This window comes from Flavonifractor sp. An92 (genome assembly GCF_002159175.1).
Classification (GTDB): Bacteria; Bacillota; Clostridia; order Oscillospirales; family Oscillospiraceae; genus Pseudoflavonifractor_A.
The window spans coordinates 24,769-50,409 of record NZ_NFGZ01000014.1; the positions used below are offsets into that span (position 1 = coordinate 24,769).

The 25,641-nt window shown below is 64.8% G+C and carries 21 protein-coding genes; 11 read left to right on the forward strand and 10 right to left on the reverse strand.

The genetic code is table 11. The features are described 5' to 3' along the window. Positions 1-3 precede the first annotated feature (3 nt). From B5G43_RS10570 to B5G43_RS10595, 6 genes are all read right to left on the reverse strand, one after another. Complete coding sequence (locus B5G43_RS10570; RefSeq protein WP_087261052.1) at positions 4-2,133, reverse strand: ADP-ribosylglycohydrolase family protein; 2,130 nt, start codon at positions 2,131-2,133, stop codon at positions 4-6. 32 nt (positions 2,134-2,165) lie between these two features. Next, a complete protein-coding gene (locus B5G43_RS10575; protein WP_087261053.1) occupies positions 2,166-3,035 on the reverse strand; it encodes a carbohydrate ABC transporter permease in 870 nt (289 codons plus the stop codon). Beyond that, a complete protein-coding gene (locus B5G43_RS10580; protein WP_087261055.1) occupies positions 3,032-3,925 on the reverse strand; it encodes a sugar ABC transporter permease in 894 nt (297 codons plus the stop codon). Before B5G43_RS10580 ends, B5G43_RS10575 begins: the two co-directional genes overlap by 4 nt. A gap of 80 nt (positions 3,926-4,005) precedes the next feature. Beyond that, positions 4,006-5,406 (reverse strand): extracellular solute-binding protein, encoded by a 1,401-nt coding sequence (locus B5G43_RS10585; protein WP_158097408.1) that lies wholly within the window; start codon positions 5,404-5,406, stop codon positions 4,006-4,008. Between the two features lie 52 nt (positions 5,407-5,458). Continuing rightward, on the reverse strand, positions 5,459-6,505 hold the full coding sequence (locus tag B5G43_RS10590; protein WP_087261059.1) for an ADP-ribosylglycohydrolase family protein: 1,047 nt from the start codon (positions 6,503-6,505) through the stop codon (positions 5,459-5,461). Next, positions 6,502-7,428 carry a carbohydrate kinase family protein gene (locus tag B5G43_RS10595; protein WP_158097409.1) on the reverse strand — a complete coding sequence of 309 codons (927 nt, stop codon included), beginning with the start codon at positions 7,426-7,428 and terminating at the stop codon, positions 6,502-6,504. Before B5G43_RS10595 ends, B5G43_RS10590 begins: the two co-directional genes overlap by 4 nt. 112 nt (positions 7,429-7,540) lie before the next feature. Here B5G43_RS10595 and B5G43_RS10600 point away from each other — a divergent pair, with 112 nt between their 5' ends. Further along, positions 7,541-8,326, forward strand: coding sequence for a GntR family transcriptional regulator (locus tag B5G43_RS10600; protein WP_087261060.1), 786 nt, complete (start codon positions 7,541-7,543; stop codon positions 8,324-8,326). Between the two features lie 72 nt (positions 8,327-8,398). Here B5G43_RS10600 and B5G43_RS10605 read toward each other — a convergent pair whose 3' ends face one another. From B5G43_RS10605 to ade, 4 genes are all read right to left on the reverse strand, one after another. After that, positions 8,399-9,148: a 5-formyltetrahydrofolate cyclo-ligase gene (locus B5G43_RS10605; protein ID WP_087261062.1), complete on the reverse strand. Its 750-nt coding sequence runs from the start codon at positions 9,146-9,148 to the stop codon at positions 8,399-8,401. 95 nt (positions 9,149-9,243) lie between these two features. Continuing rightward, positions 9,244-10,371 (reverse strand): sn-glycerol-3-phosphate ABC transporter ATP-binding protein UgpC, encoded by a 1,128-nt coding sequence (gene ugpC / locus B5G43_RS10610; protein ID WP_087261064.1) that lies wholly within the window; start codon positions 10,369-10,371, stop codon positions 9,244-9,246. A 17-nt stretch (positions 10,372-10,388) separates the two neighbouring features. Beyond that, complete coding sequence (locus B5G43_RS10615) at positions 10,389-11,339, reverse strand: nucleoside hydrolase (protein ID WP_087261066.1); 951 nt, start codon at positions 11,337-11,339, stop codon at positions 10,389-10,391. A gap of 10 nt (positions 11,340-11,349) precedes the next feature. Beyond that, positions 11,350-13,047: an adenine deaminase gene (gene ade / locus B5G43_RS10620; protein ID WP_087261068.1), complete on the reverse strand. Its 1,698-nt coding sequence runs from the start codon at positions 13,045-13,047 to the stop codon at positions 11,350-11,352. A 278-nt stretch (positions 13,048-13,325) separates the two neighbouring features. On the opposite strand from ade, the gene B5G43_RS10625 reads away from it, so the two are divergent. From B5G43_RS10625 to B5G43_RS10670, 10 genes are all read left to right on the forward strand, one after another. Further along, on the forward strand, positions 13,326-14,258 hold the full coding sequence (locus B5G43_RS10625; RefSeq protein WP_087261070.1) for a sugar-binding domain-containing protein: 933 nt from the start codon (positions 13,326-13,328) through the stop codon (positions 14,256-14,258). 184 nt (positions 14,259-14,442) lie between these two features. Then, positions 14,443-15,051, forward strand: a complete 609-nt coding sequence (locus B5G43_RS10630; RefSeq protein ID WP_087261071.1) for a DAK2 domain-containing protein — start codon at positions 14,443-14,445, stop codon at positions 15,049-15,051. 29 nt (positions 15,052-15,080) lie between these two features. After that, complete coding sequence (locus B5G43_RS10635) at positions 15,081-16,079, forward strand: dihydroxyacetone kinase subunit DhaK (RefSeq protein WP_087261073.1); 999 nt, start codon at positions 15,081-15,083, stop codon at positions 16,077-16,079. A gap of 3 nt (positions 16,080-16,082) precedes the next feature. Next, complete coding sequence (gene lsrF, locus B5G43_RS10640; RefSeq protein ID WP_087261075.1) at positions 16,083-16,970, forward strand: 3-hydroxy-5-phosphonooxypentane-2,4-dione thiolase; 888 nt, start codon at positions 16,083-16,085, stop codon at positions 16,968-16,970. Positions 16,971-16,973: 3 nt separating this feature from the next. Further along, positions 16,974-17,294 carry a hypothetical protein gene (locus B5G43_RS10645; protein ID WP_087261077.1) on the forward strand — a complete coding sequence of 107 codons (321 nt, stop codon included), beginning with the start codon at positions 16,974-16,976 and terminating at the stop codon, positions 17,292-17,294. A gap of 145 nt (positions 17,295-17,439) precedes the next feature. After that, positions 17,440-18,147 (forward strand): LytTR family DNA-binding domain-containing protein, encoded by a 708-nt coding sequence (locus tag B5G43_RS10650; protein WP_087261080.1) that lies wholly within the window; start codon positions 17,440-17,442, stop codon positions 18,145-18,147. Then, a complete protein-coding gene (locus B5G43_RS10655; protein ID WP_087261082.1) occupies positions 18,147-19,472 on the forward strand; it encodes a sensor histidine kinase in 1,326 nt (441 codons plus the stop codon). The genes B5G43_RS10650 and B5G43_RS10655 overlap by 1 nt, the downstream gene beginning before the upstream one ends. Positions 19,473-19,668: 196 nt before the next feature. Continuing rightward, positions 19,669-22,551, forward strand: coding sequence for a glycoside hydrolase family 3 N-terminal domain-containing protein (locus B5G43_RS10660; RefSeq protein ID WP_087261084.1), 2,883 nt, complete (start codon positions 19,669-19,671; stop codon positions 22,549-22,551). Positions 22,552-22,618: 67 nt separating this feature from the next. Then, positions 22,619-25,051 (forward strand): glycoside hydrolase family 3 C-terminal domain-containing protein, encoded by a 2,433-nt coding sequence (locus tag B5G43_RS10665; protein ID WP_087261087.1) that lies wholly within the window; start codon positions 22,619-22,621, stop codon positions 25,049-25,051. Then, the gene (locus B5G43_RS10670) at positions 25,044-25,535 is read left to right on the forward strand and encodes a GtrA family protein (RefSeq protein ID WP_087261089.1); all 492 of its coding nucleotides are present in this window, start codon (positions 25,044-25,046) and stop codon (positions 25,533-25,535) included. The genes B5G43_RS10665 and B5G43_RS10670 overlap by 8 nt, the downstream gene beginning before the upstream one ends. Positions 25,536-25,641: the final 106 nt, after the last annotated feature.

Genomic DNA, 25,641 nt, shown 5'->3' on the forward strand with positions numbered 1-25,641 from the left:
GGCTTACAGCGCCTCCACGGTGAACTCCTTGGCCACGATGGCGCCCTCGTCCACCACGAAGCCGCAGGAGCCGCGGGAGTAGGTGTCGTCCTCGCAGGTGCAGGCGGTCTGGCCGTCCACCAGGAAGGTCAGACGGGACCCCTTCACCTCGAAGCGGAAGTCGTGCCAGTCGCCCTCCCGGTAGCCCATCTCGGAGGTGGCCAGGACGGTGATCTCCTCGCCCTTGCGGCACAGGAGGTAGACCTTGCCCTCGCCAAAGACGGCGGCGTAGTACCGGCGGTGTCCCTTGGCCCGGGCCACCAGACCGGCGTATTTGGCGTGGACGAACTGGATGCGGGATTCCACCGAGTAATCTTCCCAGGTGATATCACCGATGGTCAAAACGCCGTTGCGCTCCGGATGGGAGATGGCCAGGGTGGCCAGGTAGTCGGGACCGGTGTGCTTGGTGGAGTTCATGAAGGCCATCATCCACTTGGTGCGGATAACGAAGGGGCTGATGCCGGGGGTGAGCTCGTTGGCCAGGCCCATGTGGAAGCGGCTGGGGGCGCCCTTCCAGTCCACGGTGCGCAGGATGACCCGGCCGTCCTGGCGGTGGTCGGAGAGCAGCTCCAGGCCCAGGCGGTACACCGCCCGCCCGCAGGTGTCGGGGATGGTCCAGGTGAGGGTGTTGTCCCCCGCGGAGAGGGCCTGCCGGGGGCCGTACAGGGTGGCGATCTCGTCGTTGCCGTCGTAGTAGTCGATGAAGAAGCGGAAGTCAGGGGTCTGGCCCGCCTCGCAGGAGAGAACGGCGGTTACGGTCTGGCCGGAGTAGAGGGAGGGGCTGGCATAGACCTCAAAATAGCTGGTGTCGGGGGCGGCCTTGGGCGCGGGGTCCACATAGGTCTGCACCGAGACGCTGGCGGTCACCGAGCCGGACACGCCCTGGTATTCGATGGCCAGGCCGGGCTTGCCGGTCTTGGCCAGGGTGTTCTCCAACCGCCGGGCGGCCTGGTCGAAGGGATGGGTGGGGTGGATGAGGAAGCCCTGGACCGAGCCGGGCATCTCAAAGGCATAGCGCTGGGCGGGCAGGTCCACCGTCTCGCCGTTGAGGGCGGCGGCGGCCCGGAGGATCTTGCGGGTCTCCCGCACGGCGTCGTAGATGCAGTCGCCTCCGTCGGTGCTCACCACATACATCCGGTCGGCCACGGGACCCCGGAGGTCCACATCGGCGTCAATGGCGTCCAGGCCAAGCCGGATGGCGTTGAGGCAGCCCACGTTGCCGGCGTTGCAGTCGGTATCCCAGCCGGCGGAGGCGGCGATGTCGATGGAGCGGCGGAAGTCGTCGCCGCCGAACCACAGGGCCATGATGACCGCCAGGTGGTTGGGCACCATGGGGCAGTTGCCCTGGTACTTGGCATAGTTGTGGTTCTCCTCGATCCAGTCCCGGACCTGCCGCCAGTTGTCGGCCGCGCGGCACTGCTCCAGCACGTCGTCCAGAAGGCCGTTGAGCTGCCGGCCGTAGGCGTTGTCGGCGATGTAGCGGCGGCACTCGCGGAGCAGGGTGGGCACGTCCTTTACGTCAAAGGCCATGGCCTCCAGGGCGGCCAGGTACACCGCGCACTCCACGGCGATGCCGTCGTGGCTGACCACCGCGGCCTCCCGGGCCATGCGGGCGGCCCGGTCGGGGTTGCCGGGGTTGACCATGGCCCAGGTGTCGATGAAGATCTGGGAGCCGATCTGCTCGGCGATGGCCATGCCGTTGAGCTCGCCGGAACCGCTCCTGGGGGGCTTGATCCCCGCCTTCAGGCGCAGATAGGCCGAGTGCTCGGTGGAGCGGGCCAGGCCGCCCCACCAGAGGATGGTCTTGTCCTCCACGATGTAGTTGAGCCAGGCCTCGCCGATCTGCTCGGCGGTGACGTTCACCGGGTAGCCGTTGTCCTCCAGGGCCCGGTAGAAATTGAAGGTGCCGGAGATGTCGTCGTCGGGGACGATGAAGGGGGCGCCGGTCTTGTGGGACACATAGTAGTCGATGAAGCCGAACCGCTCCCGGATGGCGTCGTAGCTCCAGCCCTCCACGGGCCGGCCGGTGTAGACGCCGATGATCTTACCCAGCACACCGGCGTAGATCTGCTCCTGATAGCGCTGTACGCTCATGGTCATTACCTTCTTTCTGTGATGAGTGGTTCTTATCCCTTGACGGCGCCGCTGGCCATACCCTCGATGAACTTCTTCTGCAGGAGCAGGAAGATGACGATCATGGGTACGATCATGATGACGGCGCCCGACATGATGACGCTGTAATCCTTGGAGAACGTGCCGTTCAGGTTGAGGAATTTCAGGGTGGCGGTGAAGTTGCTCTCGCCCTGGAGGAGGGTGGTGCTGAGCAGGTACTCGTTCCAGGAGAAGAGCCCCACGATGACCGCCACGGTGATGAGACCGGGGGAGACGATGGGGAGCATCACCTTGGTAAAGACCTGGAAGGTGTTGGCCCCGTCGATGCGGGCGGCCTCCTCCAGCTCATAGGGCACTTTCAGGAAATAGGTGCGCATGAGGAAGATGGGCATGGGCAGGTTCCAGGCGGCGATGGCCACGCCGACGGCAAAGACATTGCCCATCAGGTGCAGGTTGACGAAGGTGGTGTACAGAGGCAGCATGAACATCTGCAGGGGGACCGTGGTGCAGAGCATGAAGTAGAGGGTCAGAGGCTTCCAGGTCCGCACCCGCCGGGTGGCCAGCACATAGCCCATGGTGGCGGAGGCCAGCACGCCGGTGACGATGGCGGTGCCGGTGAGCTTGAGGCTGTTGAGGAAGCCCTCGCCGAATTTACCCACCTGCCAGGTGTAGAGATAGTTGCTCAGGCTGAGCTCGGTGGGCAGGGACAGGGGATTGGCCAGGATCTCGGCGTGGCTCTTGAAGCTGTTGATGAGCACCAGAAACAGCGGGAACAGGGAGATGACCGCCATGATGAGCAGAAACAGGATGGCCAGGAGGAAGCCCAGCGTGATCTGCCGCTTTTCCTTGGGCGGCCGTTCGGCTCTGTGGGACAGCGCTTTCATTCCAAGGCCTCCTTCCGGCTGAACCAGGTGTAGAAGAATGCGGCGAAGCTGCCCAACAGGCCCATGGCCAGGGAGATGGCAGCGGCTTTTCCGAATTTAAAGGCGGAGAACGCGGTGGTATAGGCGTAGGTGGAGAGCATCTCGGTGGCGTGGGCGGGCCCGCCGGAGGTGAGCAGATAGATATAGTCAAAGGTCATGAAGGAGTAGATCACGATAAAGACGAACATCAGGCGCACGGTGGGGGCGATGTTGGGCAGGTACACATAGCGGTAGACCTGCCAGCCGCTGGCGCCCTCGATCTGGGCGGCCTTGATCTGGTCCACCGGGGTCTGCCGCAGGGCGGCCAGGTAGATGACCGTCAAAAAGCCCCAGTAGTGCCAGATGTCCACGGCGGCTACGCCGTAGAGGGCGGTGTTCATATTGCCCAGGGGAGAGGTGATGTCCCAGCCCAGCTTCTGCAGGAAGCCCACCAGGCCGCCGGTGGGGCTGAAGATGATGTTCAGCCAGATGATGGCGTTGGTGGTGGGGGCCAGCAGGTAGGGGATGAGGTAGATCACCTGAAAGGTCTTGTGCCCCACCCGGAAGTGGGCGATGAGCACGGCGGAGAGCATGGCGACGATGACCGGGATGGTCACGAAGATGAGGGTCCACTTGATGTTGTTGACCAGAGCCTGCCGGAAGATCCAGTCTTCGGCCAGCTCCTGGAAGTTGCGCAGGCCTACCCACTCCTTCTCCGGGGAAATGCCGTTCCACTCGGTAAAGGCGGCGTAGATGGTCTGCAGAGCGGGAATGAGCACCACAAAGGCGCTGAGCACCACGGCGGGCAGGGACAGCAGATGGTAGCCCAGGGTGCGGACCCGTTTTTGGCGGTGAGCTGGGAGTTGCGTCATTCTTTTCACTTCCCTGTGTTTGAATGGAAGAGGGGGGACGGCCGGGCAGGCTGCCGCGGCCGTCCCCCGGGATGGATGGATCAATAGGCGGGCTCCGTCAGCGGGCAGACCAGCCCGTTGGCGATGTCGTTCTGAAGCTCGGCGTCCACGGTCTGGCAGAACTGCTCCGCGGTCATGACGCCCTGCCACACGGTGTCGATGTCCTCAAAGGCGGTGACGGTGGCGGAGGGGAAGAAGGAGGAGGGATGCAGGCAGAAGTAGCCCGCGTCGATGCTGTCGATGGCCTGCTGGAGGATGTCCATGGTGAGCTTGGAAAGGCCGGTCATGGAGCTGGCGTCGTAGTTGGCCATGTCCTTCACGGGGATCGCCCAGTAGCCGGGCCAGCCTTCGGTCATCTTGCCGCCGAACTCAGCGGTGAGCATATAGTCCAGGATCTTGGCGCACTCGTCGGCGTACTTGGTGTCGGCGTTGATGGCGAAGTTGCAGTTCATGGACACGTCGTAGACGTCCTCGTCCATGCCCACGGTGGGCATGGGCACGAAGCCGACCTGGTCGGCCTCCTCACCCAGGAAGCTCTGGGCGGCGAACTGGATATACAGCGTGGGCACCATGGCCATGGCGGAGCGGCCGTCCTTCAGGGTCTGGATGGCCTCCTGGGAGTCCAGGTTCACATAGTCGTTACCGGCCAGGTAGCCCGCCTGGAACCAGTCGGCGCTGGTCTGGACGGCCTGCACCATCTCAGGGGTGTTGAAGGAGGTGTTGCCGGTCAGGGCATCGTAGAACAGGCGGGGAGAGCCCAGGTGGTTGATGATCATGGAGGAGAAGTGGTCGTTGCAGGGCTTCCAGCCCTTGTTGCCGGCGGCCAGGGGGTACATGCCCTCCGCCTTGGCCTCATCCATGATGGCGACCATCTCGTCGATGGTGGTGGGGGGCTCCCAGCCCTTCTCCTCAAAGGTGGCCTTGTTGTAGAGGATGCCGCCGATGACCATGCCGCCGGGCACGGAGTACAGGTGGCCGTCCAGGGTGCAGGCGTCGTACATGACGCCCAGGACGCGGTCCTTCCAGCCGTACTGCTCGGCGTAGTCGTTCAGATCCAGCACCAGGCCCTCGTTGGCGTAGACGGCGGTGTAGGACGGGCCGGAGGCGTAGACGATGTCGGGGGCGTTGTGGGCGGCCAGGGCGCGGGGCATATCCACGTCCACGGTGTTGCGGAACTCAATGGTCAGCTCGTACTGATCCTGGGACTCGTTGTACCAGCCGCAGAGCACGTCCTGGATGTGCTCCTGGTACTCGGGCGCGGGGCCCCAGAACCACATGGTGATCTCCTCACGGTCGGGGTACTGGCGGGCCGTCTTGGTCACGCCTTCTTCCTGTTCGGTGGGCTCGCTGGTGTCGGGGGGCGTGGTGCCCGTGGAGCCGCAGGCGGGCAGCAGGGTCAGGAGCAGTGCGGAAGAGAGCAGCAGAGACATGAGCTTTTTCATCATAAGTCCTCCTTTTTTTCTGCCATCTTTGGATGGAAGGGTAGAGCCGCGATCAGATCCCCCGGTCCGCGCCCGCCGGGGGGGCCACTTCCCATTCGGGGATCAGGTGATCCAGGAGCCGGTTGGCGTAGTCCTCCAGCGCGATGTGGTTCACCGAGCGGATGGTCTCCCGCCAGGCAGCGGGGACCCGCTCCACGCCGGAGTAGGCGCCGGCCATGGCGCCGGCCATGGCGGCGTTGGTGTCGCAGTCGCCGCCGAAGTTGACGCAGTACTCGTTGACGGTCTTGACGTCGCCCTTGCCCAGGGCGAAGAGACCGATGGAGACGGGGATGGAGTCGGCGGCCAGGTCGCCGCCGCCAAAGTAGTCGTAGAGCTCGGCCATGGCCTTCTTGGGGTCATCGCCGTATCGCTGCACCAGCTCGTAGACCAGCCCGATCCGCTTGGAGATGGAGGGGGAGACCACCGAGTAGCCCAGGTGGCTGGCCAGGTCCGCCGCGCGCATGGTCTCGGCCACGATGTCGCCGATATTCTGCTCCCCGCGGATGCACAGGGCCACGCCCCAGGCGATGGCGGCGGCGGAGGAGACGCAGACGGTGGTGTTGTGGGTGGGCATGCAGGTGGCGTACACGTCCCGGATCATCTCCTCACAGGAGGAGCCCCGCAGACCGTGGATGATGCCCACCGGGCTGATGCGCATGGCCGAGCCGTTGGTGTTGCCGTACTTGCCGCTGACCGTGATGTCGGCGCCGTCCCGGATGGCCTTCAGGGCCCGCTCGGTGCTGGGGCCCAGGGGGCTGGCGTACTTGTCCTTGACCCGGTCGGCCCAGGCCAGGATCTCCTTCACCACGTCCAGAGGCACCACCTTCTTGTTGCGCAGGAAGGAATTCATCAGCGCCAGGGCCTGCTCGGTGTCGTCGGTGTACTCGCCGGCCTTCAGCCCGTCGTGGAAGATGTGGCCCTTTTCCGGGGGATAGAAGGTGTCGATCCAGCCCCAGGTCTTTTGGATGTACTCCTGGGTCATGAAGGAGCTGGGGACGCCCAGGGCGTCTCCGGAGGCCATGCCGTACAGGCAGCCCAGTACGCGGTCGTAATCGGTCATTTCATCTCTTCCTTTCTCAGTTGGGGAAATTGGCAGTCCAGCCGTGCCCCGATCTCTTCCCAGGTGGGCATGGGACACTGGCCGCCCTGACGTTCAATGACGAAGCTGGCCATGGAGGCGCCGTACCAGGCGGCGCGCTCCGGGGGGATGCCGGCGGCCAGTGCGCTGACCACTCCGGCGGTGAAGGAGTCCCCCGCGCCGGTAAAATCCATCAGCTGTCCGGCCTGCACGGGGGAAAATTTGGTCTCCGCTCCGGCCCGATACAGGCTGCTGCCCTCACCGCCGTCGGTGATGTAGAGCAGCAGATGGGGATAGGCCTCCGAGAGGGCCCGGCGGTCCGGGAGATCCAGTGCCTGGCAGAGCTCCTGGGCCTCCCGGCGGTTGATGATGAGGCCATAGAGCTCCGGCAGCCACGGACCCAGCGCCGCTTTGCCGATGCCGGTGACCACCACCTTGCGGCGCTGGCGGAGGGCTTCGGTCAGGTATCCGGCGGTGTAGTCGCCCAGCACCGGCGCGAGGACCACCCACTCGGGCAGCTCCACCGGCAGCGCCGCCCGGGCGCTGGCCGCCGCGCCGTAGTAGGAGAAGCACATGGTGGTGCCGTCGGCCTGCATGTACATCCAGGCGCAGCCGGAGGGGACGCCCGGGACAACGGTGAGGCCGCTGCAGTCGATGCCGCGGGCCTGCCACTGTTCCAGCAGCCCGGTGGCGGAGAAGTCGTCGCCCACCGGGTAGAAGAGCCGGGGACGGGCGCGGCCCAGCGCGGCGATCCCGCAGGCGATGTTGGGCGCGCAGCCGCCGGGGACCAGGGCGCCGCTGTGTTCGGTGATGCGGACGATCTCCCCCCGGTCGGGCAGATGCTCCACATGAAAGAGATAGTCACCAATAGCCGCGGCCCCGATCACCGCGATGGTCTGCTCCATATCAGGTCCCCCTTCCCGCCCGGCGGTCCGGGCCGTTACTTGCATTTTTCGGTAAGTTCGTGTAAACTTAATTACATAGTGTGGACTTTTACAACCAACAGGGAGGTGCTCCATGGCAGAACGCGCTGCAAAGGTGGATAAAAACTCTCCCGTCCCGGTGTACTTCCAGATCGAGATGGATCTGAAACAGCGGATCATCCTCCAGGAGTGGAGCATCGGGCAGCAGCTGCCCGGCGAGATGGAGCTGGCCCAGCAGTATGACGTGAGCCGCATCACGCTGCGCCAGGCGCTGGCGGAGCTGGAGAAGGACGGGATCATCCGCAAGGAGCGGGGCCGCGGCTCCTTCCTGGCGGCAAATCCGGTCCCCTACATCAACAGCCTCAACTACGCGGTGGTCTCCAAGGGGCATCTGCTCCAGCCCTCTCAGGAGCCGGAGGTCCGCGCCGACATTCTGGAGCAGCGGCTGGTCACCGATCTCTTCCCCTCGGTGTGCGAGCATCTGGGGCTCCGGCCGGAGGATGAGGCGGTGTACATCAAGCGGCTCTACCACATCGACGGAAGGCCCATCGCGGTCAGCCGCTCCCACCTGCCTGCCCGTTTGGTCCCCGGGATGGAGGGGGTCCAGCTCATCCACAACTCGGTGCTGGAGACGCTGGAACAGGTCTACCATCTCCAGGTCGACCGGGTGGAGGACGACATCGAGGCGGTGCGCGCCACGCCCGCGGACCGGGCCCTGCTGCGCTGTATGCAGGATACGCCTCTGGTGCTCCTCCACGGTACCGCCTATCAGAAGGACGGCACTGCTTTGGAGTACTCCAATACCCTCTGGTCGGGGGACAGCGTGCGCTTTCACCTCACGCTGCAGAACGGCCCCACCGGATTTGTGGTACAGGAATAAGCAAATGGAAAACGGCCCCGCCGGATTGGTCCGGCGGGGCCGTTTTGTCTGCGCTGCGCCGCCGGCTCGAGACTATTTGCAGTGGATCTGACACCAGAGCTCCTGAATGGGGGGGATCTGTCCCCGCATCTGGGGTTCCAGTGCGCTCCAGAGGATCCCACAGGTGGGCTTGGGGTACTCGCTGCGGGTCGGAATGACCCGGGTAGGCGTCACGATATAGTCAATGGCGGTGTCGTGGGGCTGGACCTCCACATCCGCGTCCACCACCTGGCAGTCGTGGCCCGCGCCGATCACCGGGGTGTGGACGTCCACCAGCCCGGCGGTATAAGTCATGGCCCATTCCAGATCAAAATAACCGTGTCCCTTGCCGAAGCGGATGCCGCCCGGGGTGACGGTGGAGGCGCCGGTGACCATCAGGTCGATGTGCCCCACCGACTCCTTGAGCTGGGCCAGGGTCTGGTGCTTCCAGTAGCGGGCCACGCCGTCCAGCAGGGAGGCCACCTCCTCCTTGCCCTCGGGCACCATGCCGGGGGCGATGAGAAAGAAGCCGCGGGTGATGCCGTAATTGGTCATGACCACCGTCTTTTTGTCCCGGAAGGCGATCTCACGCAGTTTTTCCAGGTTGTTGTCCGGGGTGATGAAAATGACCTTGGCCTTCTGGTAGAGGTCCATGGCGGCGATGCGCTCCGCGCCCTGCTCGCTGCCCTCGTAGTCGGTGATGAACTCGGCAAAGTCCCAGCTGAACCGGGAGTCGGGGCGGGCCACCTTCCGCAGAGCTTCCCAGGTCTGGACCCGCATATACTTGGCGTCGTGCTTGACCATGCGTCCTCCTCTTCTGTATCTTGTATAGTAGTCTTTACAAGTATAAATGTATCAGTGCGGGGAGCGGTTGTCAAGGGGATTTTTGCATTTCTTCGTCAATTTTGCACAGGTAATAAGTTCCTGCCGCTGGAGCGTTCAAACAAATGCACCAACGGGCTGAGCAGGCGGAAGGAGATGGGGGTGCCGTGGTAATAGTTCCGGCTCTCCTGGGGCTCGGCCGTCAGGCGCACCAGGACGATGGGTTTGCCACCGCAGTCCACATGGATGTGGATACTGCTGCCCATGAGCTCGAATACGTCGCAGGTGCCGTGGAGCACAGCGCCCTCCTCGTCGGGACCGCAGAGCTCCAGGTGCTCCGGCCGCACGCCCAGGGTGATGGGCTGGGGCGGAGTGCCGGCGGCGTCCAGGGCGGCGTTCTGCTCCTGGGTGAGGGGGAGGCACACCCCCGCCACCGAGACGGCGTAGCCGCCGTCCTGCCGGATCAGCTCCGCGTCCAGGAAATTCATCTGGGGCGCGCCGATAAAGCCGGCCACAAAGGTGTTGGCCGGGTGGTCAAAGACCTGGGAGGGCGTGCCGATCTGCTGGACAAAGCCGTCCTTCATGATGACGATGCGGTCCCCCAGGGTCATGGCCTCGGTCTGGTCGTGGGTCACGTAGAGGAAGGTGGTGTCGATGCGCTGGTGGAGCTTGAGGATCTCCGCCCGCATCTGGTTGCGGAGCTTGGCGTCCAGATTGGAGAGGGGCTCGTCCATCAGAAACACCTTGGGCTCCCGCACGATGGCCCGGCCGATGGCCACGCGCTGGCGCTGGCCGCCGGAGAGGGCCTTGGGCTTGCGGTTGAGAAACTCCGTGATGTTCAGAATGGAAGCGGCCTCCCGGACCTTCCGGTCGATCTCCTCCTTGGAGGCGTGGCGGATCTTCATGCCGAAGGCGATGTTGTCATACACCGTCATATGGGGGTAGAGGGCGTAGCTCTGGAATACCATGGCGATGTCCCGGTCCTTGGACGGAAGCTGGTTGACCAGCTTGCCGTCGATGTAGAGCTCGCCCTCTGAAATGCGCTCCAGACCGGCGATCATCCGCAGCGTGGTGGATTTTCCACAGCCGGAGGGGCCCACGAACACGATAAATTCCTTGTCCCGGATCTCCAGATCCATCCCCTGGACCGCCACCACATGGCGGTCGTACACTTTTTTCAGACCCTTCAATGTCAAAGTCGCCATGGTTTCCCTCCTCCTTGTTATGCCAGGAACCGCTCCTTGAGCAGAGCGAGGAACCGGCCGTAATCGGCGCTTTTTCCGATGCGGACGTCGGGCAGGTGGGACCAGGTGTGGTGATGCCGCCGGTCCAGCACCGTCATGCCCAGGGTCAGCTCGCCACGGGTCTCCACGCCCACCTTGCCGGTCATGGTCTCCACCAGCGAGGGGTCCACGGCGTAGCCCACCGCCATGCAGTCGATGATGGTGCAGTAGGACTGGAACCCCCGGCCGTTGTTGAAGCGGATGGCCTGACGGAGGAAGCGGCACTCGGGGTTGGGGCTGTTCTCAAAGTCGTCCAGGTCCTGCTGGCTGAAATTGACGTCAAAATGGGTGGCCACATCCAGGCCCAGCGCCACCAGGTCCACGCCGGACTCGTAGACCACCTTGGCGGCCTCCGGGTCAAAGTAGACATTCCACTCGCTCTGGGGGTTGTCGCCGGTGCCGTTGAGGAAGGCGTACTCGTTGAGGCCGAAGGCACCGGAGATGGCGATGACGCCGGCCAGAAGCTCTGTCAGCTCCGGCTCCTTCCGCAGCGCCAGGGCCAGGTTGGTCATGGGGGCCAGACAGAGCAGCCACAGCTCCCCGGGATTGGCGCGGGCCGTCCGGATGATGAGGTCCACCGCGTGCTCGTCGGCCAGGGGCATGGTGGGCGCGGGGAGGAAATTCTCCCCCTGCCCGTCCCGGCCGTGGGTGAAGGGGTCGTTGGGCGCGGGGCGCACCAGGGGGTGCCCGCAGCCCCGGGCCACGGGGATGTCGGTGCGGCCCAGGAGCTCCAGCACCTTGCGGGCGTTGGAAGAGGTGATGTCGATGGGGTAATTGCCCGCCACCGTGGTGATGGCCTGCACGTCCAGCTCCGGCGATTTCAGCGCCAGGATGATGGCGGCAGAATCGTCCATGCCGGGATCGCAGTCGATGATGACCTTCTTTTTCATGCGCTTCCTCCTATATGAACGAAAAATGAGTGACGTCAAACATGCCAAGATCGGTGAGCCGTACCTCCGGGATCACCGGCAGGGCCACGAAGCTCAGGGTGGTGAAGGGGTCGATGCCCTCGGTCACGCCCATGGCCCGGGCCTGGGCCAGCAGGCGCTCCAGCTCGGGCAGGAATTCCTCCGTGGGCGCGGCGCTCATCAGGCCCCCCACCGGCAGGGGAAGGCGGCCCACCACCTTGCCGTCCTGGACCAGACAGTAGCCGCCGTCCATCTCCTCCATGGTGCGCACCGCCAGAAGGAGGTCGTCGTCGTTGTTGGCCGCCACGATCAGGTTGTGGGAGTCGTGGGCCACGGTGGTGGCCACCGCGCCGTGGCGCAGGCCGTAGCCCTGGATGAGCCCCACGCCGATGTGCCCGGTGGCGTGGTGGCGCTCCACCACCGCCAGCTTGCGCAGGTTCCCGGCGGCGATCTCCGCTTCCACATCGCCGGAGGGGATCTGAGTGCGGCGGGTGACGATCTGCCCCGGCTGGACCACCAGCACCGGCTGCTCCTCCCGCTGGGGGAGGCGGAACCGGGCGGCGTCGCAGGCGGGCAGGTGGACGCTGTGGAGAATGGCGTCCGGGCAGGCGGCCGGCGTCTCCGGGACCAGGAGCTCTCCGTCTCGCACCACACAGCGCCCATCCTTGTAGACCTGGGCGACCTGGAAGTGGTCCAGATCGTCCAGCACCACCAGATCGGCCCGATAGCCGGGCGCCACCGCGCCCAGCCGCCGCAGGCCGTAGATCTGAGCGGCGTTGAAGGTGGCCATCTGTACGGCCTGGACGGGGGGGAGGCCCAGCGCCACGGCCATGGCCGCGTTGTGGCGGATGGTGCCGTCCCGGCGGATGTCGGCCAGATGCTTGTCGTCGGTGCAGAAGGCCATGCGCCCGGTGGACACCCCATCGGCCAGAGCCCCGGTGATGAGCTCCGTCAGATTGCGGGAGGCGCTGCCCTCCCGCACCAGGACCGCCATCCCGGCGCGGAGCTTTTCCCGGGCCTCTGCCCAGGTCACCGACTCGTGGTCGGTGGCGATGCCGGCGCAGGCGTAGGCCTGGAGCGCCGCACCGCTGACGCCGGGGGCGTGCCCGTCGATCACCTGTCCGGAAAAGGCCTCCAGCTTGGCCAGCACGTCGGGGTCGCAGGAAGTGACGCCGGGGTAGTTCATCATCTCGCCCAGCCCCAGCACACGGGGGTGCGCCTGCAATTCCAGCAGGTCGGCGGCGCTCAGCACCGCCCCGGCGTGCTCAAAGGGTGTGGCGGGCACGCAGGAGGGGAGCTGCACATAGTAGTTGACCGGGGCGTTTTCCGAGGCGTCCAGCATGTAGCGGATGCCCGCCATCCCGGCCACATTGGCGATCTCGTGGGGGTCGGTGACGAGGGTGGTCACGCCGTGCCGGAGCTCTTCCCGGCAGTAGTGCTCCGGCACCACCATGGAGCTCTCCACATGGCAGTGGGCGTTGATGAGCCCGGGGATCACATAGCGCCCCTCCAAGTGGACGGTGTAGAGCCCCTTCTGGTAGGAGCCGATGCCGGCGATCACGCCGTCACAGACGGCGATGTCGCCCGTATAGATCTGGCCGGTAAACACATCGACGATCCGCCCGCCTTTGAGGAGCAGATCCGCCGGCCGCTGTCCCAGTGCGGTCTGGATGCGCAGTTGCTGCTTCATGAAGTGCCTCCTTCTCCACCGGCCCGGAGGGCCTCCGGGGGTGCGGACCGGTTCCTTAGGGTGCTTAATGTTTTAATGTCATATATTCTATACAAGTATATGATTTATGGGGATAGCATACATCTGAACCGCCATTCTGTCAAGAGTACTTGTACAGAATGTCAAAATTTGCCCGGAAAATCGCCGCCCGGATTTTCCGGGCGGCGGCGTTGCATTCCATGCCGGGCTGTATTATGATAGAGTTACAAATGTAACATCCATCGGGGTGGGGGAGTGTCATGAACCGCAGCCGGGAAAAATTGCAGAAGCTGGCCCATGTGGCCCAGCGCTATTATCTGGAGGACTGGAACCAGAGCGACATCGCCAAGGAGCTGGGCGTGTCCCGGCCGCTCATCAGCCGGATGCTCCGGGAGGCCCGGGAGCTGGGCGTGGTGAAGATCATGGTCTGTCCGCCGGTGACCGACGCCGACACCCTGCTGGAGCGGCTCCGCCGCACCACCTCCATCCGGGACGGCGTGCTGGTGGAGGACGGGGCCGACGATGACGCCACCAACCAGCGCCTCTCCCAGGGCGCGGTGCAGCTGCTGTGGCAGCTGCACTCCCGCCGCCTGGGCATCGGCTGGGGCCACCTCATCGGCCAGCTGGTCACCTGGCTGGAGGAGCACCCCCAGCTGGGCAGCACCGTCACCGACATCTGCCCCCTGGTGGGCAACGCCAGCATTCCCGCCCGGAACTACCAGTCCAATGAGAACGTGCGCCTCATCGCCCAGCAGCTGGGGGCCACGCCCCACTTCATTTACCTGCCCGCCCTGCCGGAGGGCCTGGAGGAAAAGCAGCTCCTCTGCTCCACCGAGATCTACCGCCAGATCCAGCTGGAGTGGTCCAGGATCGACACGGCGCTGGTCAACATCGGCAATTACCCCTCCAGCCCAGACTTCGCCTCCCTGGTCCGCTACGGGAGCCTTCTCCAGGAGGAGCACACCTGCGGGCGCCTGCTGGTCTACTACTTCAACCCCGAGGGCAAGGTGATCCAATCCGACCAGGATTTCGCCATCCAGATCCCGCTGGAGACCCTGAAGGGCTGTCCCAACCGGATCGGCGTCTGTTCGGCCAACACCAGCGTCCAGGCCCTGCGGGGCGCGCTGGCATCGGGCATCTTCACCCATCTGGTGGCCCGGGCGGGGCTGGTACGGTCTCTGCTGGAGGAATAATGTAACATATGTAACCACACCCTTCCGCAAAACAGAGCGGAGGGGTGTAGTTCTTTGTCTATATGACCAAATTAAGCGATTATACTTTATCGAATATAGAGAAAATGACAAATAAAATTGACTTCTGTAACGGTGAGGAATAGAATGGAGGCACAAACGTAACAACCGGAAAGAAGGGAGAGCTATGACGAAAACGGAATTTGCCCAGCGGCTTCTCCACGCCTGCGACCACGTGAAGGCCGCGGAGGCGACCCTCACCGAGATCGACTCCAAATTCGGCGACGCGGACCACGGCCTCACCATGAGCAAGATCGCCGGGGCTATCGCCCAGGCGGTGGAGGAGTCCGACGGGGGCATCCAGGAGATGCTGGACGACGCGGCCATGGCGGTCATGGTGCTCAACGGCGGCAGCGCGGTGCCCCTCTGGAACAGCTGGCTGGACGGCATGCAGGAGGCCGCCCCCGCCGGGGAGGAGATCGACGTGGCCGGGCTCCAGGCCGTGTTCGCCCGGGCCTTTGAGGCGCTGGACGAGATGTCGGGGGCCAAGGTGGGGGACAAGACCATGATGGACGCCCTCATCCCCGCCAGCGAGGCCATCGCCGCCTACACCGGCAGCGACGAGGGCGAGCTCTTCGACCTGGCCGCCCGGGCTGCCGCCGAGGGCGCCGAGGCCAGCAAGAACTTTGTCTCCAAATTCGGCCGGGCCAAGAGCTACGGGGAGCAGACCATCGGCACCCCCGACGCGGGCGCCGTGTCCATGTCCGTATTCTTCCAGGGACTGGCCCAGGGCTGAGTCCATCCAATCGACCGGGAGGTATCACTATGAAAATGAAGAAGTTCATCAACGCGCCCGAGACCATCACCGACGAGGAGCTGGTGGGCCTGGGCCTGGCCTATCCCGACATTCTGGACGTGGACGGCCATCTGGTCATCAGCAAGGACCTGGCCACCGCCGACCGCGTGACCATCGTCACCTACGGCGGCTCCGGCCACGAGCCCGCCCAGGCGGGCTTCGTGGGCAAGGGCATGCTGGATGTGCAGGCCGTGGGCGACATCTTCGCCGCCCCCAACGGCAAGCTGGTCTTTGACGCCATGAAGCTGGCCGACAAGGGCCACGGCGTGCTCCTCCTCACCCTGAACTACGCCGGCGATCAGCTGGCCGGCAAGCAGGCCATCAAGCTGGCCCAGAAGGCGGGCCTGAACTTCCGCCAGGTGGTCACCGGGGAGGAGATCCAGTTCGACCCCAATGGCGAGGACAACCAGCGCGGTCTGGCCGGCGCCGTGGCCCTGTACCACGTGGCCGCCGCAGCCGCCCGGGAGGGCAAGAGCCTGGATGAGGTGGCCGCCATTGCCCAGCGCTACGCCGACAACATGGCCTCCATCACCGTGAAATCCACCGACGCCACCCACCCCCAGAACGGCATGTCCTTCGGCGACCTGGGCGAGACCGACCTTATGGAGATCGGCGCGGGCCAGCACGGCGAGGGCGGCGGTGTCCGGGTGCCCATGATGTCCTCCAAGGATACCGTGGCCACCGTGGCCGAGGCCCTGAGCAGCAAGCTGGGCCTGAAGGCCGGGGACAACGCCTTCGTCATGATCAACGGCTGCGGCGCCACCACCATGATGGAGATGCTGGTGCTCTTCAAGGACACCGTGGAGTTCCTCAAGGCCAAGGGCGTCAACGTGGTGGCCAGCATGGTGGGCGAGATCCTCACTGTGCAGGAGGCGGGCGGCTTCCAGATGAACCTCGCCAAGTGGGACGATGAGATCCTCCGCCTGTGGAACACCCCCTGCCACACCCCCGCGTACAGCAAGGAGTAAGCCATGGCAGATAACATTGGAAACAAGGCCGCCCACGACTATCACCTGGACACCCCTGTGGCCCAGGAGGGATTTTACGTCAAGGGCGCGGCCCACTGTGACTGGGGCATGAAGAGCCGCCTGGGCCGCATGTTCCGCCCCGAGTCGGGCAACACCGTCATGCTGGCCTTTGACCACGGCTACATCATGGGCCCCACCGCCGGACTGGAGCGGCTGGATCTGGTCATCCCGCCCCTCATCCCCTATGTGGACGTGCTCATGGGTACCAAGGGGGCCATGCGCGCCTGCATCCCCCCTGCCAGCTCCGCCGCCAAGTGCGTGCGGGTGACCTACGATACCACCGTGCTCTTTGACGAGATGAGCAACGGCGGCGGCATCGCCTGCGACATCGAGAACGCCATCCGCATGAACGCCGACTGCATGGCGGTCCAGACCTTCCTGGGGGCCCCCGGCGAGAGCCGCTCCCTGGAGCTCCTGGCCCGCACCGCCGATGCCGGCGCCCGCTACGGCATCCCCACCCTGGGCGTGGTGGCGGTGGGCAAGCAGATGGAGCGCACCGAGAAATTCTTCCTCCTGGCCACCCGGGTCCTGGCCGAGAACGGGGCCAACGTGGTCAAGAGCTACTACTGCGACGGGTTCGAGCGGGTGGCCGCCGCCTGCCCGGTGCCCATCGTCATCGCCGGGGGCAAGAAGCTCCCCGAGCTGGAGGCCCTGGAGATGGCCTACAAGGCCATTCAGGAGGGCGCCCACGGTGTGGACATGGGCCGGAACATCTTCCAGTCCGACTGCCCCGCCGGCATGGCCCAGGCCATCGGCGCGGTGGTCCATCAGGGTTACACGCCCCAGCAGGCTTATGAGGTATACGAGAGCGTCAAGCATAAGGAGGGTTAAGCTATGTCCGCGGAGTACATGCACATCGGCATCCCCGTCACCAACCGCAAGCCCGGCATGACCTACAACGAGGGGGCCAAGTTCTGGGTCAGCAATGTGGACGACTATGACTACAAGATCGAGTATCTGAAGTTCGAGGAGGGCACCCCCTTCCCCGAGGAGATCCATCGCAACCCCCATGTGGCCTACAAGGTGGATAACCTGGAAAAGTACATCGCCGACGCCGACAGCGTCATCTGCGGCCCCATGCCCGCCAACGAAAAGGACCGCCTGGCCTTCGTGTGGAAGGACGGCGCCATCCTGGAGCTGTACGAGGCCAACTGAGTACATTCCGAACCACCAGCCCCCGGACCCGCCCAGGGCCCGGGGGCTTTTCGCGCACCGGACGGTGTGGTATAATATACAGTAATATCATTTTGTTACCCCCAGCATCGGCGACCCCCCATACCGGCAGAAAGGAGGCGGTCGGATGATCCGCATCGCCGTTGCCGAGGACGAGGCGTCCTGGGCCCAGCAATTGCAGTCTTACCTGGACCGATATGCCAGAGAATCGGGGCAGAGCTTTGATGTGGTCCTCTTCCCGGACGGGGAGGACCTGGTGGAGCGGTACCAGGGTCAGTTCGACCTGATTTTCCTGGACGTTCAGATGCGCTTTCTGGACGGCATGGCCACGGCGGAGCTCATCCGGCGGACCGATCCGGAGGTCATCATCATTTTCATCACCAACATGGCCCAGTACGCCATCCGCGGCTACGAGGTGGACGCCCTGGACTACATGCTCAAACCAGTGAGCTACGACACCTTTGTCCAGCGCCTGGGCCGGGCGCTGGAGCGGCTGCGGCGGCGGACGCGGACCTATGTGGCCATCCCCATCAAGGGCGGCACCATGAAGCTGGCCGCCGAGGACATCACCTATGTGGAGAGCCAGGGGCACCGCCTCATCTACCACACCCGGGAGGACGTGTATGTGAGCAGCGGCACCATCAAAGAGGCGGAGGAGAAGCTGGACGGGCTGCACTTTTTCCGCAGCAACAAGGGCTACCTGCTGAATCTGGCCTTTGTGGACGGGGTGCAGGACAACTGCGCCCTGGTGGGAGAGGAGCGGCTGCTCATCAGCCGCGCCCGGAAAGCCCCCTTCCTGGAGGCCCTGGCCGCCTACCTGGGAGGGGGACGCTGATGGGCGAGACCATGCCCCGCCTCTTCACCGCTCTGGCCGAGTGGGGAGCCTGTATGCTCTACCTGACCCAGTACCGCCGCCGCTTCCGGGGCCCCCGGCTGTGGCTGGTAGCGGGGGGCAGTCTTATCCTCCAGGGGGCCTGGCTCCAGGTCACGGGCTCGGCGCCGGTGGCCCTCTGGATGCCCGCCATGGCCGCGGCGGTGGGGCTCATGCTGCTGCTCATCTGGAGCTGTGCCGCCGTGGACCTCATCGGGGCGGGGTACTGCACCGTGCGGGCCTTTTTGCTGGCGGAATTCGCCGCCTCGCTGGAGTGGCAGCTCTACACCTTCTTTGTGGAGCGGACCGGTCTCCGGGGCGCCGCGGTGTCCGGGGCGTTCCTTGTGGCGGTCTACGGCGGGGTGTTCCTCCTGGCCCTCCGGCTGGAAAAGCGGGCCAACGGCAGCGGCGGCCCGCCGGGTGTGACCAACCGGGAGCTGCTGTCCGCCTCCGCCATGGGCCTGGGGGCCTTTTTGCTGAGCAACCTCAGCTTCGTCTCGGCCAACACCCCCTTCAGTAGCTCCTTCCAGCAGGAGATCTCCACCATCCGCACCCTGGTGGACCTGTCCGGTGTGGTGCTGCTCTACGCCTATCACCTCCAGCTCTCCGAGCTGCACACCCGCCGGGAGCTGGACGCCATCAAGAACATCCTGCAAAACCAGTACATCCAGTACCGGCAGTCCCGGGAGAGCATCGACCTCATCAACCGGAAGTACCACGACCTCAAGCACCAGATCGCCGTGCTCCGGGCGGAGGAGGACCCCGACCGCCGGGCGGCCTTCCTGGACCGGATGGAGGAGGAGATCCTCCACTACGAGGCCCAAAACAAGACCGGAAACTCGGTGCTGGACACCGTCCTCACCGGCAAAAGCCTCTACTGCGCCAAGCACCAGATCAAGCTCACCTGTGTGGCCGACGGAAGCCACCTGGCCTTTATGGACATCATGGACGTGTGTACCCTCTTCGGAAACGCCCTGGACAACGCCATCGAGTACGAGCTGTCCATCCCGGACAAGGAAAAGCGCCTCATCCATCTGGAGGTCTATGTGCGCAAAGGGTTCCTGGTCATCCGGTGCGAGAACTACTGTCCCAATCCGCCGGTCTTTGAAAACGGCCTCCCTGTCACCACCAAGGCCGACCGGGAGTACCACGGCTACGGGCTCAAGAGCATCCGCTACACCGCCGAAAAGTACGGCGGCTCCATGGCGGTGGAGGCCAGCGACGGCTGGTTCCAGCTCACGCTGCTCTTCCCGCTGCAGCCGGATCAGCCGCCAAAAAAATCCGCCTGATCTCCGCCCCACTTGTCCAAAGTGCTGAACAAGTGGGGCGATATTTTGTTGAAATTCACAACTTGATTTGCAGTTTGAGCGGAAAATCGGACACTTTGTGCAGATGGCGTCCATTTCGGTAAAAATACGGTAAAATCTTCATCAGAAATAAGGGCGATCCGGACGCCCGTCTGATTTGAAGAGGAGGAGAAAACCCATGTTAGCCATCAACATCGAAGACGTCATCTCCGTGTTGAATACCTGCAAGCCCTATCTCATCGGCTTTGGCGTGGTGGTGGTCCTGGCCATCATCGCCATGCTCGCCTGCGGCAAGCTCTCCCGCGGGCGCAAGTTCCTGATCCGGGGCGAGGCCGCCCTGGCCATCGTGCTGGCCCTGGCCGTCACCGTGAACCTCATCTGCTTCGGACCCATGAGCAGCCTCATCTCCCTGGCCATGGGCGACGGCTCCGTCACCGATGAGACCGCCGCTTCCGCCAACGAGCTGTGCCAGACCATCGCCGAGGAGGGCATCGTCCTGGTGAAGAACGAGGGCGCCCTGCCCCTGAGCAACACCAAGCTCAACGTGTTCGGCTGGTCCTCCACCAACCCGGTCTACGGCGGCACCGGCTCCGGCGGCCTGTCCGAGTCCTACCCCACCGTCTCCCTGCTGGAGGGCCTGAGCAACGCCGGCATCGAGTACAACACCGCCATCTCCGACTTCTACACCGAATTCCGCGACAGCCGTCCCACCGTGGGCATGTGGGGCCAGGACTGGACCATCCCCGAGCCCACCATGGAGGAGTATGACGCCGCCGGCATCTTTGAGAATGCCAAGGAGTACTCCGACACCGCCCTTATCGTGATCTCCCGCTCCGGCGGCGAGGGCGCCGACCTGCCCACCTCCTACGACGGCGAGGACACCTTTGAAGAGGGCGGCACCTGGGGCGCCTCCGGCGTGCGCCTGAGCTCCCAGGCCGACGACCTGGACGCCTCCAAGCACTACCTGGAGCTCTCCAACCGCGAGATCGCCATGGTGGAGCGCGTCACCAGCGAGTTTGACAACGTCATCGTGGTCATCAACGCCGCCAACGCCATGGAGCTGGGCTGGCTGGACCAGTACGATTCCATCAAGGGCGCCCTGGTGATGGCCGGCCCCGGTCAGACCGGCTTCAACGCCCTGGGCGAGATCCTGATGGGCAACGTCAACCCCTCCGCCAAGATGGTGGACACCTATGTCTACGACCTGACCGCCACCCCCACCTGGAACAACTTCGGCCACTTCGCCTATGACAACGTCAGCGAGTTCGAGATCGAAGGGGCCACTCCCACCTTCGTCAACTACAACGAGAGCATCTATGTGGGCTACAAGTTCTATGAGACTGCCGCAGCTGAGGGCCTCATCGACTACGACGCCACCGTGCAGTACCCCTTCGGCTACGGCCTGAGCTACACCACCTTCACCCAGGAGATGGGCGCCATCTCCGAGAGCAACGGCACCATCACCTTTGACGTCACCGTCACCAACACCGGCGACGTGGCCGGCAAGGACGTGGTCCAGGTCTACTACAACCCGCCCTACACCAACGGCGGCATCGAGAAGGCCAGCGCCAACCTCATCGCCTTCGACAAGACCGACCTCCTGGAGCCCGGAGCCTCCCAGACCCTGACCCTCTCCTTCAGCGTGGAGGACATGGCCTCCTATGACACCTATGGCGCCGGCGCCTATGTGCTGGAAGCCGGTGACTATGTCATCTCCATCAACTCCGACTCCCACAACATCATCGACTCCCAGACCTACACCGTGGACGAGACCGTGGTGTATGACGAAAACAACGCCCGTTCCACCGACGCCGTGGCGGCCACCAACCAGTTCGCCGCCGCCGAGGGCGATGTGACCTACCTCAGCCGCGCCGACGGCTTCGCCAACTACGCCGAGGCCACCGCCGCCCCCGCCAGCCTCTCCATGAGCGACGAGGCCAAGGCCGCCTTCCTCAACAACAGCAACTACGATCCCAACAACTACAACAACGCCGACGACGTCATGCCCACCACCGGCGCCAAGAACGGCCTCACCCTGGCCGACCTGCGGGGCGTGGACTACGACGATCCCCAGTGGGACTCCCTGCTGGACCAGATGACCGTGTCTGAGATGGACACCCTCATCGCCATCGGCGGCTATCAGACCAGCGCCATCAACAGCATCGGCAAGGTGCAGACCATCGACTGCGACGGCCCTGCCTCCATCAACAACAACTTCACCGGCAAGGGCTCCATCGGCTTCCCCGCCGCCGTCATGATCGCCGCCACCTGGAACACCGACCTGGCCCATGACTTCGGCGAGCGCATCGGCAAGATGGCCGACGAGATGGGCGTGTCCGGCTGGTACGCCCCCGCCATGAACACCCACCGCTCCGCGTTCGCCGGCCGTAACTTCGAGTACTACTCCGAGGACGGCCTGCTGGGCGGCAAGATGGCCGCCAACGCCATCCTGGGCGCCCAGGAGCACGGCGTGTACGCCTACATGAAGCACTTCGCCCTCAACGACCAGGAGACCAACCGCGATGTGATGCTCTGCACCTGGTCCAATGAGCAGGCCATCCGCGAGATCTACCTGAAGCCCTTCGAGATCGCCGTGAAGGAAGGCGGCTGCCAGGCGGTCATGTCCTCCTTCAACTACATCGGCGCCGTTTGGGCCGGCGCCTGCGACGAGCTGCTCAACAACGTCCTCCGGGATGAGTGGGGCTTCCGCGGCTTCGTGCTCACCGACTACTTCGGCAACACCACCTACATGGACGCCGACCAGGCCATCCGGGGCGGCACCGACTGTATGCTGGTGGCCTACGACACTCCCACCAACCACGTTACTGACACCACCAGCGCCACTTCCGTCCTGGCCATGCGTCAGGCCTGTAAGAACATCCTGTACACCACCGTTAACTCCCGCGCCTACGCCGAGGAGAACCTGACCGGCGGCGGTCTGCAGGGCTGGCAGGTGGCCGCCATCGCCATCGACGTGGTGCTCGGCGCCGTCCTGGTGGCCGGCGCGGTGCTCATCGCCAAAAAGGCCAAGCAGAAGGACGACACCTCCGCTCAGGTGTAATCCCTCTCCGGTGACGGTCCCCGGTCCGCCGGGGACCGTCCCTTCCGTATGTGAAAGGAGCTTTGCTGTGAAACACCAGGATATTTTGGATCGGCTGACGCTGGAGCAGAAGGTGGCGCTTCTCTCCGGCCGGGACGTGTGGAGCACCTATCCCTTTGCTCAGGCGGGAGTGCCCAGCATGTTCCTCTCCGACGGCCCCCACGGCGTGCGCAAGCAGGCGGGGGCGGGGGACCACCTGGGCCTGAACGCCAGTCTCCCCGCCACCTGCTTCCCCACCGCCGCCGGCATCGCCAACAGCTGGGACCCGGAGCTGGCCCGTCAGGCCGGCCGGGTCATCGGCAGCGAGGCCGCCGCCCTCCAGGTCAATGTCCTGCTGGGCCCCGGCCTGAACACCAAGCGCAGCCCTCTGGGCGGGCGCAATTTCGAGTACTACTCGGAGGACCCCTATCTGGCGGGCAAGCTGGCCGCCGCCTTCATCCAGGGCGTGCAGGAGAACGGCATCTCCGCCTGTCCCAAGCACTTTGCCGCCAACTCCCAGGAGCTGCTGCGCATGACCAGCGACAGCGTGGTGGATGAGCGGGCCCTGCGGGAGCTGTACCTGACCAATTTTGAGATCGCCGTGAAGGAGGGCCATCCCAAGGCCATCATGTCCTCCTACAATAAAATCAACGGTACCTACGCCAACGAGGACAAGACCCTCCTCACCGACATCCTCCGGGAGGAGTGGGGCTTTGACGGTATGGTGGTCACCGACTGGGGCGGCTGCAACGTCCAGAGCGCCGGCATCCGGGCCGGAAGTAATCTGGAGATGCCCGGCACCGTGGGCGACAGCGACCGGGAGGTGCTCGCCGCCCTCAAGGAGGGCCGCCTCACCCAGGCGGAGGTGGACCAGCGGGTGGACGAGCTGCTGGACGTGATCCTTTCCACCCACGCCGCCACCGCCGGCGGACGGCGGGACTTCGACCAGGAGGCCCACCACGCCGCCGCCCGGACTACCGCCGCCCAGACCGCCGTGCTGCTGAAGAATCAGGACGGCATCCTCCCCCTGGCCGCCGGGACCCGGGTGGCTGTCATCGGCGACATGGCCCTGGAGCCCCGCTATCAGGGGGCCGGTTCCTCCCTGGTGAATCCCACCAAGCTGGACAAGCCCCTGGACTGCCTGACCGAGAGCGGCCTGAGCGTGGTGGGCCACGCCCGGGGCTACCTGCGCAGCGGCAAGGCCGACCCCGAGCTGGAGCAGGCTGCGGTGCAGCTGGCCAAGCAGGCCGACGTGGTGCTCCTCTACCTGGGTCTCCCCGAGGTCTTTGAGAGCGAGGGCATGGACCGCGCCCATATGGCCCTGCCCGAGAACCAGAACCGCCTGATGGCGGCCGTTGCCGCAGTCAACCCAAAGGTGGTGGTGGTGCTCTCCGGCGGCTCGCCGGTGGAGCTGCCCTGGTACGACCAGGCCGCCGCCATTCTCCACGGCTACCTGGGCGGCCAGGCCGGAGCCGGAGCCATGGCCGACCTCCTCACCGGAAAGGTGAATCCCTCCGGCAAGCTGGCCGAGACCTACCCCCTCACCCTGGCGGACACGCCCTGTTACAAGTGGTTCCCCGGGCGGGAGCGCACCGCCGAGTACCGGGAGTCCATCTTCGTGGGCTACCGCTACTACCTCACCGCCCACAAGCCGGTGCGCTTCCCCTTCGGCTTCGGCCTGAGCTACACCACCTTCGCCTACTCCGACCTGGAGGCCACCGCGGAGGGAGTCACCTTCACCCTCACCAACACCGGCGACCGCGCCGGCGCGGAGGTGGCCCAGCTCTACGTCTCCCGGCCGGAGAGCCAGATCTTCCGCCCCCTGCGGGAGCTCAAGGGCTTTACCAAGGTCTCCCTGGAGCCCGGGGAGAGCCGCCGGGTGACCATCCCCCTGGACGACAAGGCATTCCGCTACTTCAACGTCAAGACCGGACGCTGGGAGGTGGAGGGGGGCGCTTACCTCCTCCAGGTGGGCGCCAGCGCGGAGGACACCCGCCTTACTGCCACGGTAGAGCAGGCGGGGACCGGCGCGCCCGTCCCCTACGAGCGGGAGAAGCTGGCCTGCTACTACGACGCCCAGGTGGAGAACGTGCCCGACGGGACATTTGCCGCCCTGCTGGGCCGCCCCATCCCCGCCGCTCACTGGGACTCCGGCGCGCCCCTGGGGGAGAACGACAGCCTCTCCCAGATGGTGTACGCCAAAAGCGGCCTGGCCCGCTTTGCCGCCAAGCGGCTGGAGGCCATGCAGCACAAGAGCGAGGAGAAGGGCACCCCCGACCTCAACCTGCTCTTCATCCGCAACATGCCCTTCCGGGGCCTGGCCAAGATGACCAACGGCATGGTCACCACCGCCATGGCCGACTCCATCCGGGACATGGCCAACGGCCATTTCTTCCGGGGCCTGGGCGGCGTGATCGGGGGCTATTTCTCCAACCAGAAGGAAATCAAACGCAGAAAGGAGCGCCTGCAGTCCCATGATTGAGCATGTGAAAGCGTGGAAGCGCGCACACCCTGACCTGTGGGAGTTCATCCTCTTCAACATTCTCTCCAACTGCGCCACCGTCACCAATTTCGTGGTGCTCTGGCTCACCACCGGGATCTGCTTCGCCCACCTGACGCAGCCCTTCCGCTGGTTCATCTTTGACTACACCGCCCCCGGCTCCGGCGGGCTGGGCGGCTTCCTGGGCTTCCTGGTGGCCTACATCTGCGCCCAGATCGTCAACTACATCGTCCAGCGCAAGCTGGTGTTCGGCGCCACGGTGGACATCTCCAAGACCATCGGCTGGTACATCCTCACCGTCACGGTGGCGGGCATCATCAGCGTGGCTCTGCCCGGGTACATCACCCCTGTGCTCAGTCAGTATGTGGGCTCCTTCGCCGCCACGGTGGCCAATGTCATCAACATCATCCTCCAGGTGGTCATCAACTACCCCATGATGAAGTTCGTCATTATGAAGAAGGACTGAGGTCTGCCCCTGCCGTAGAGAACAGGCGAGAGGCTCCCCGGACGGGGGGCCTCTCGTTTTTTATTGGTAGCGGAAGTGGGAGCACCTGTGGTATGCTGAGGTATGC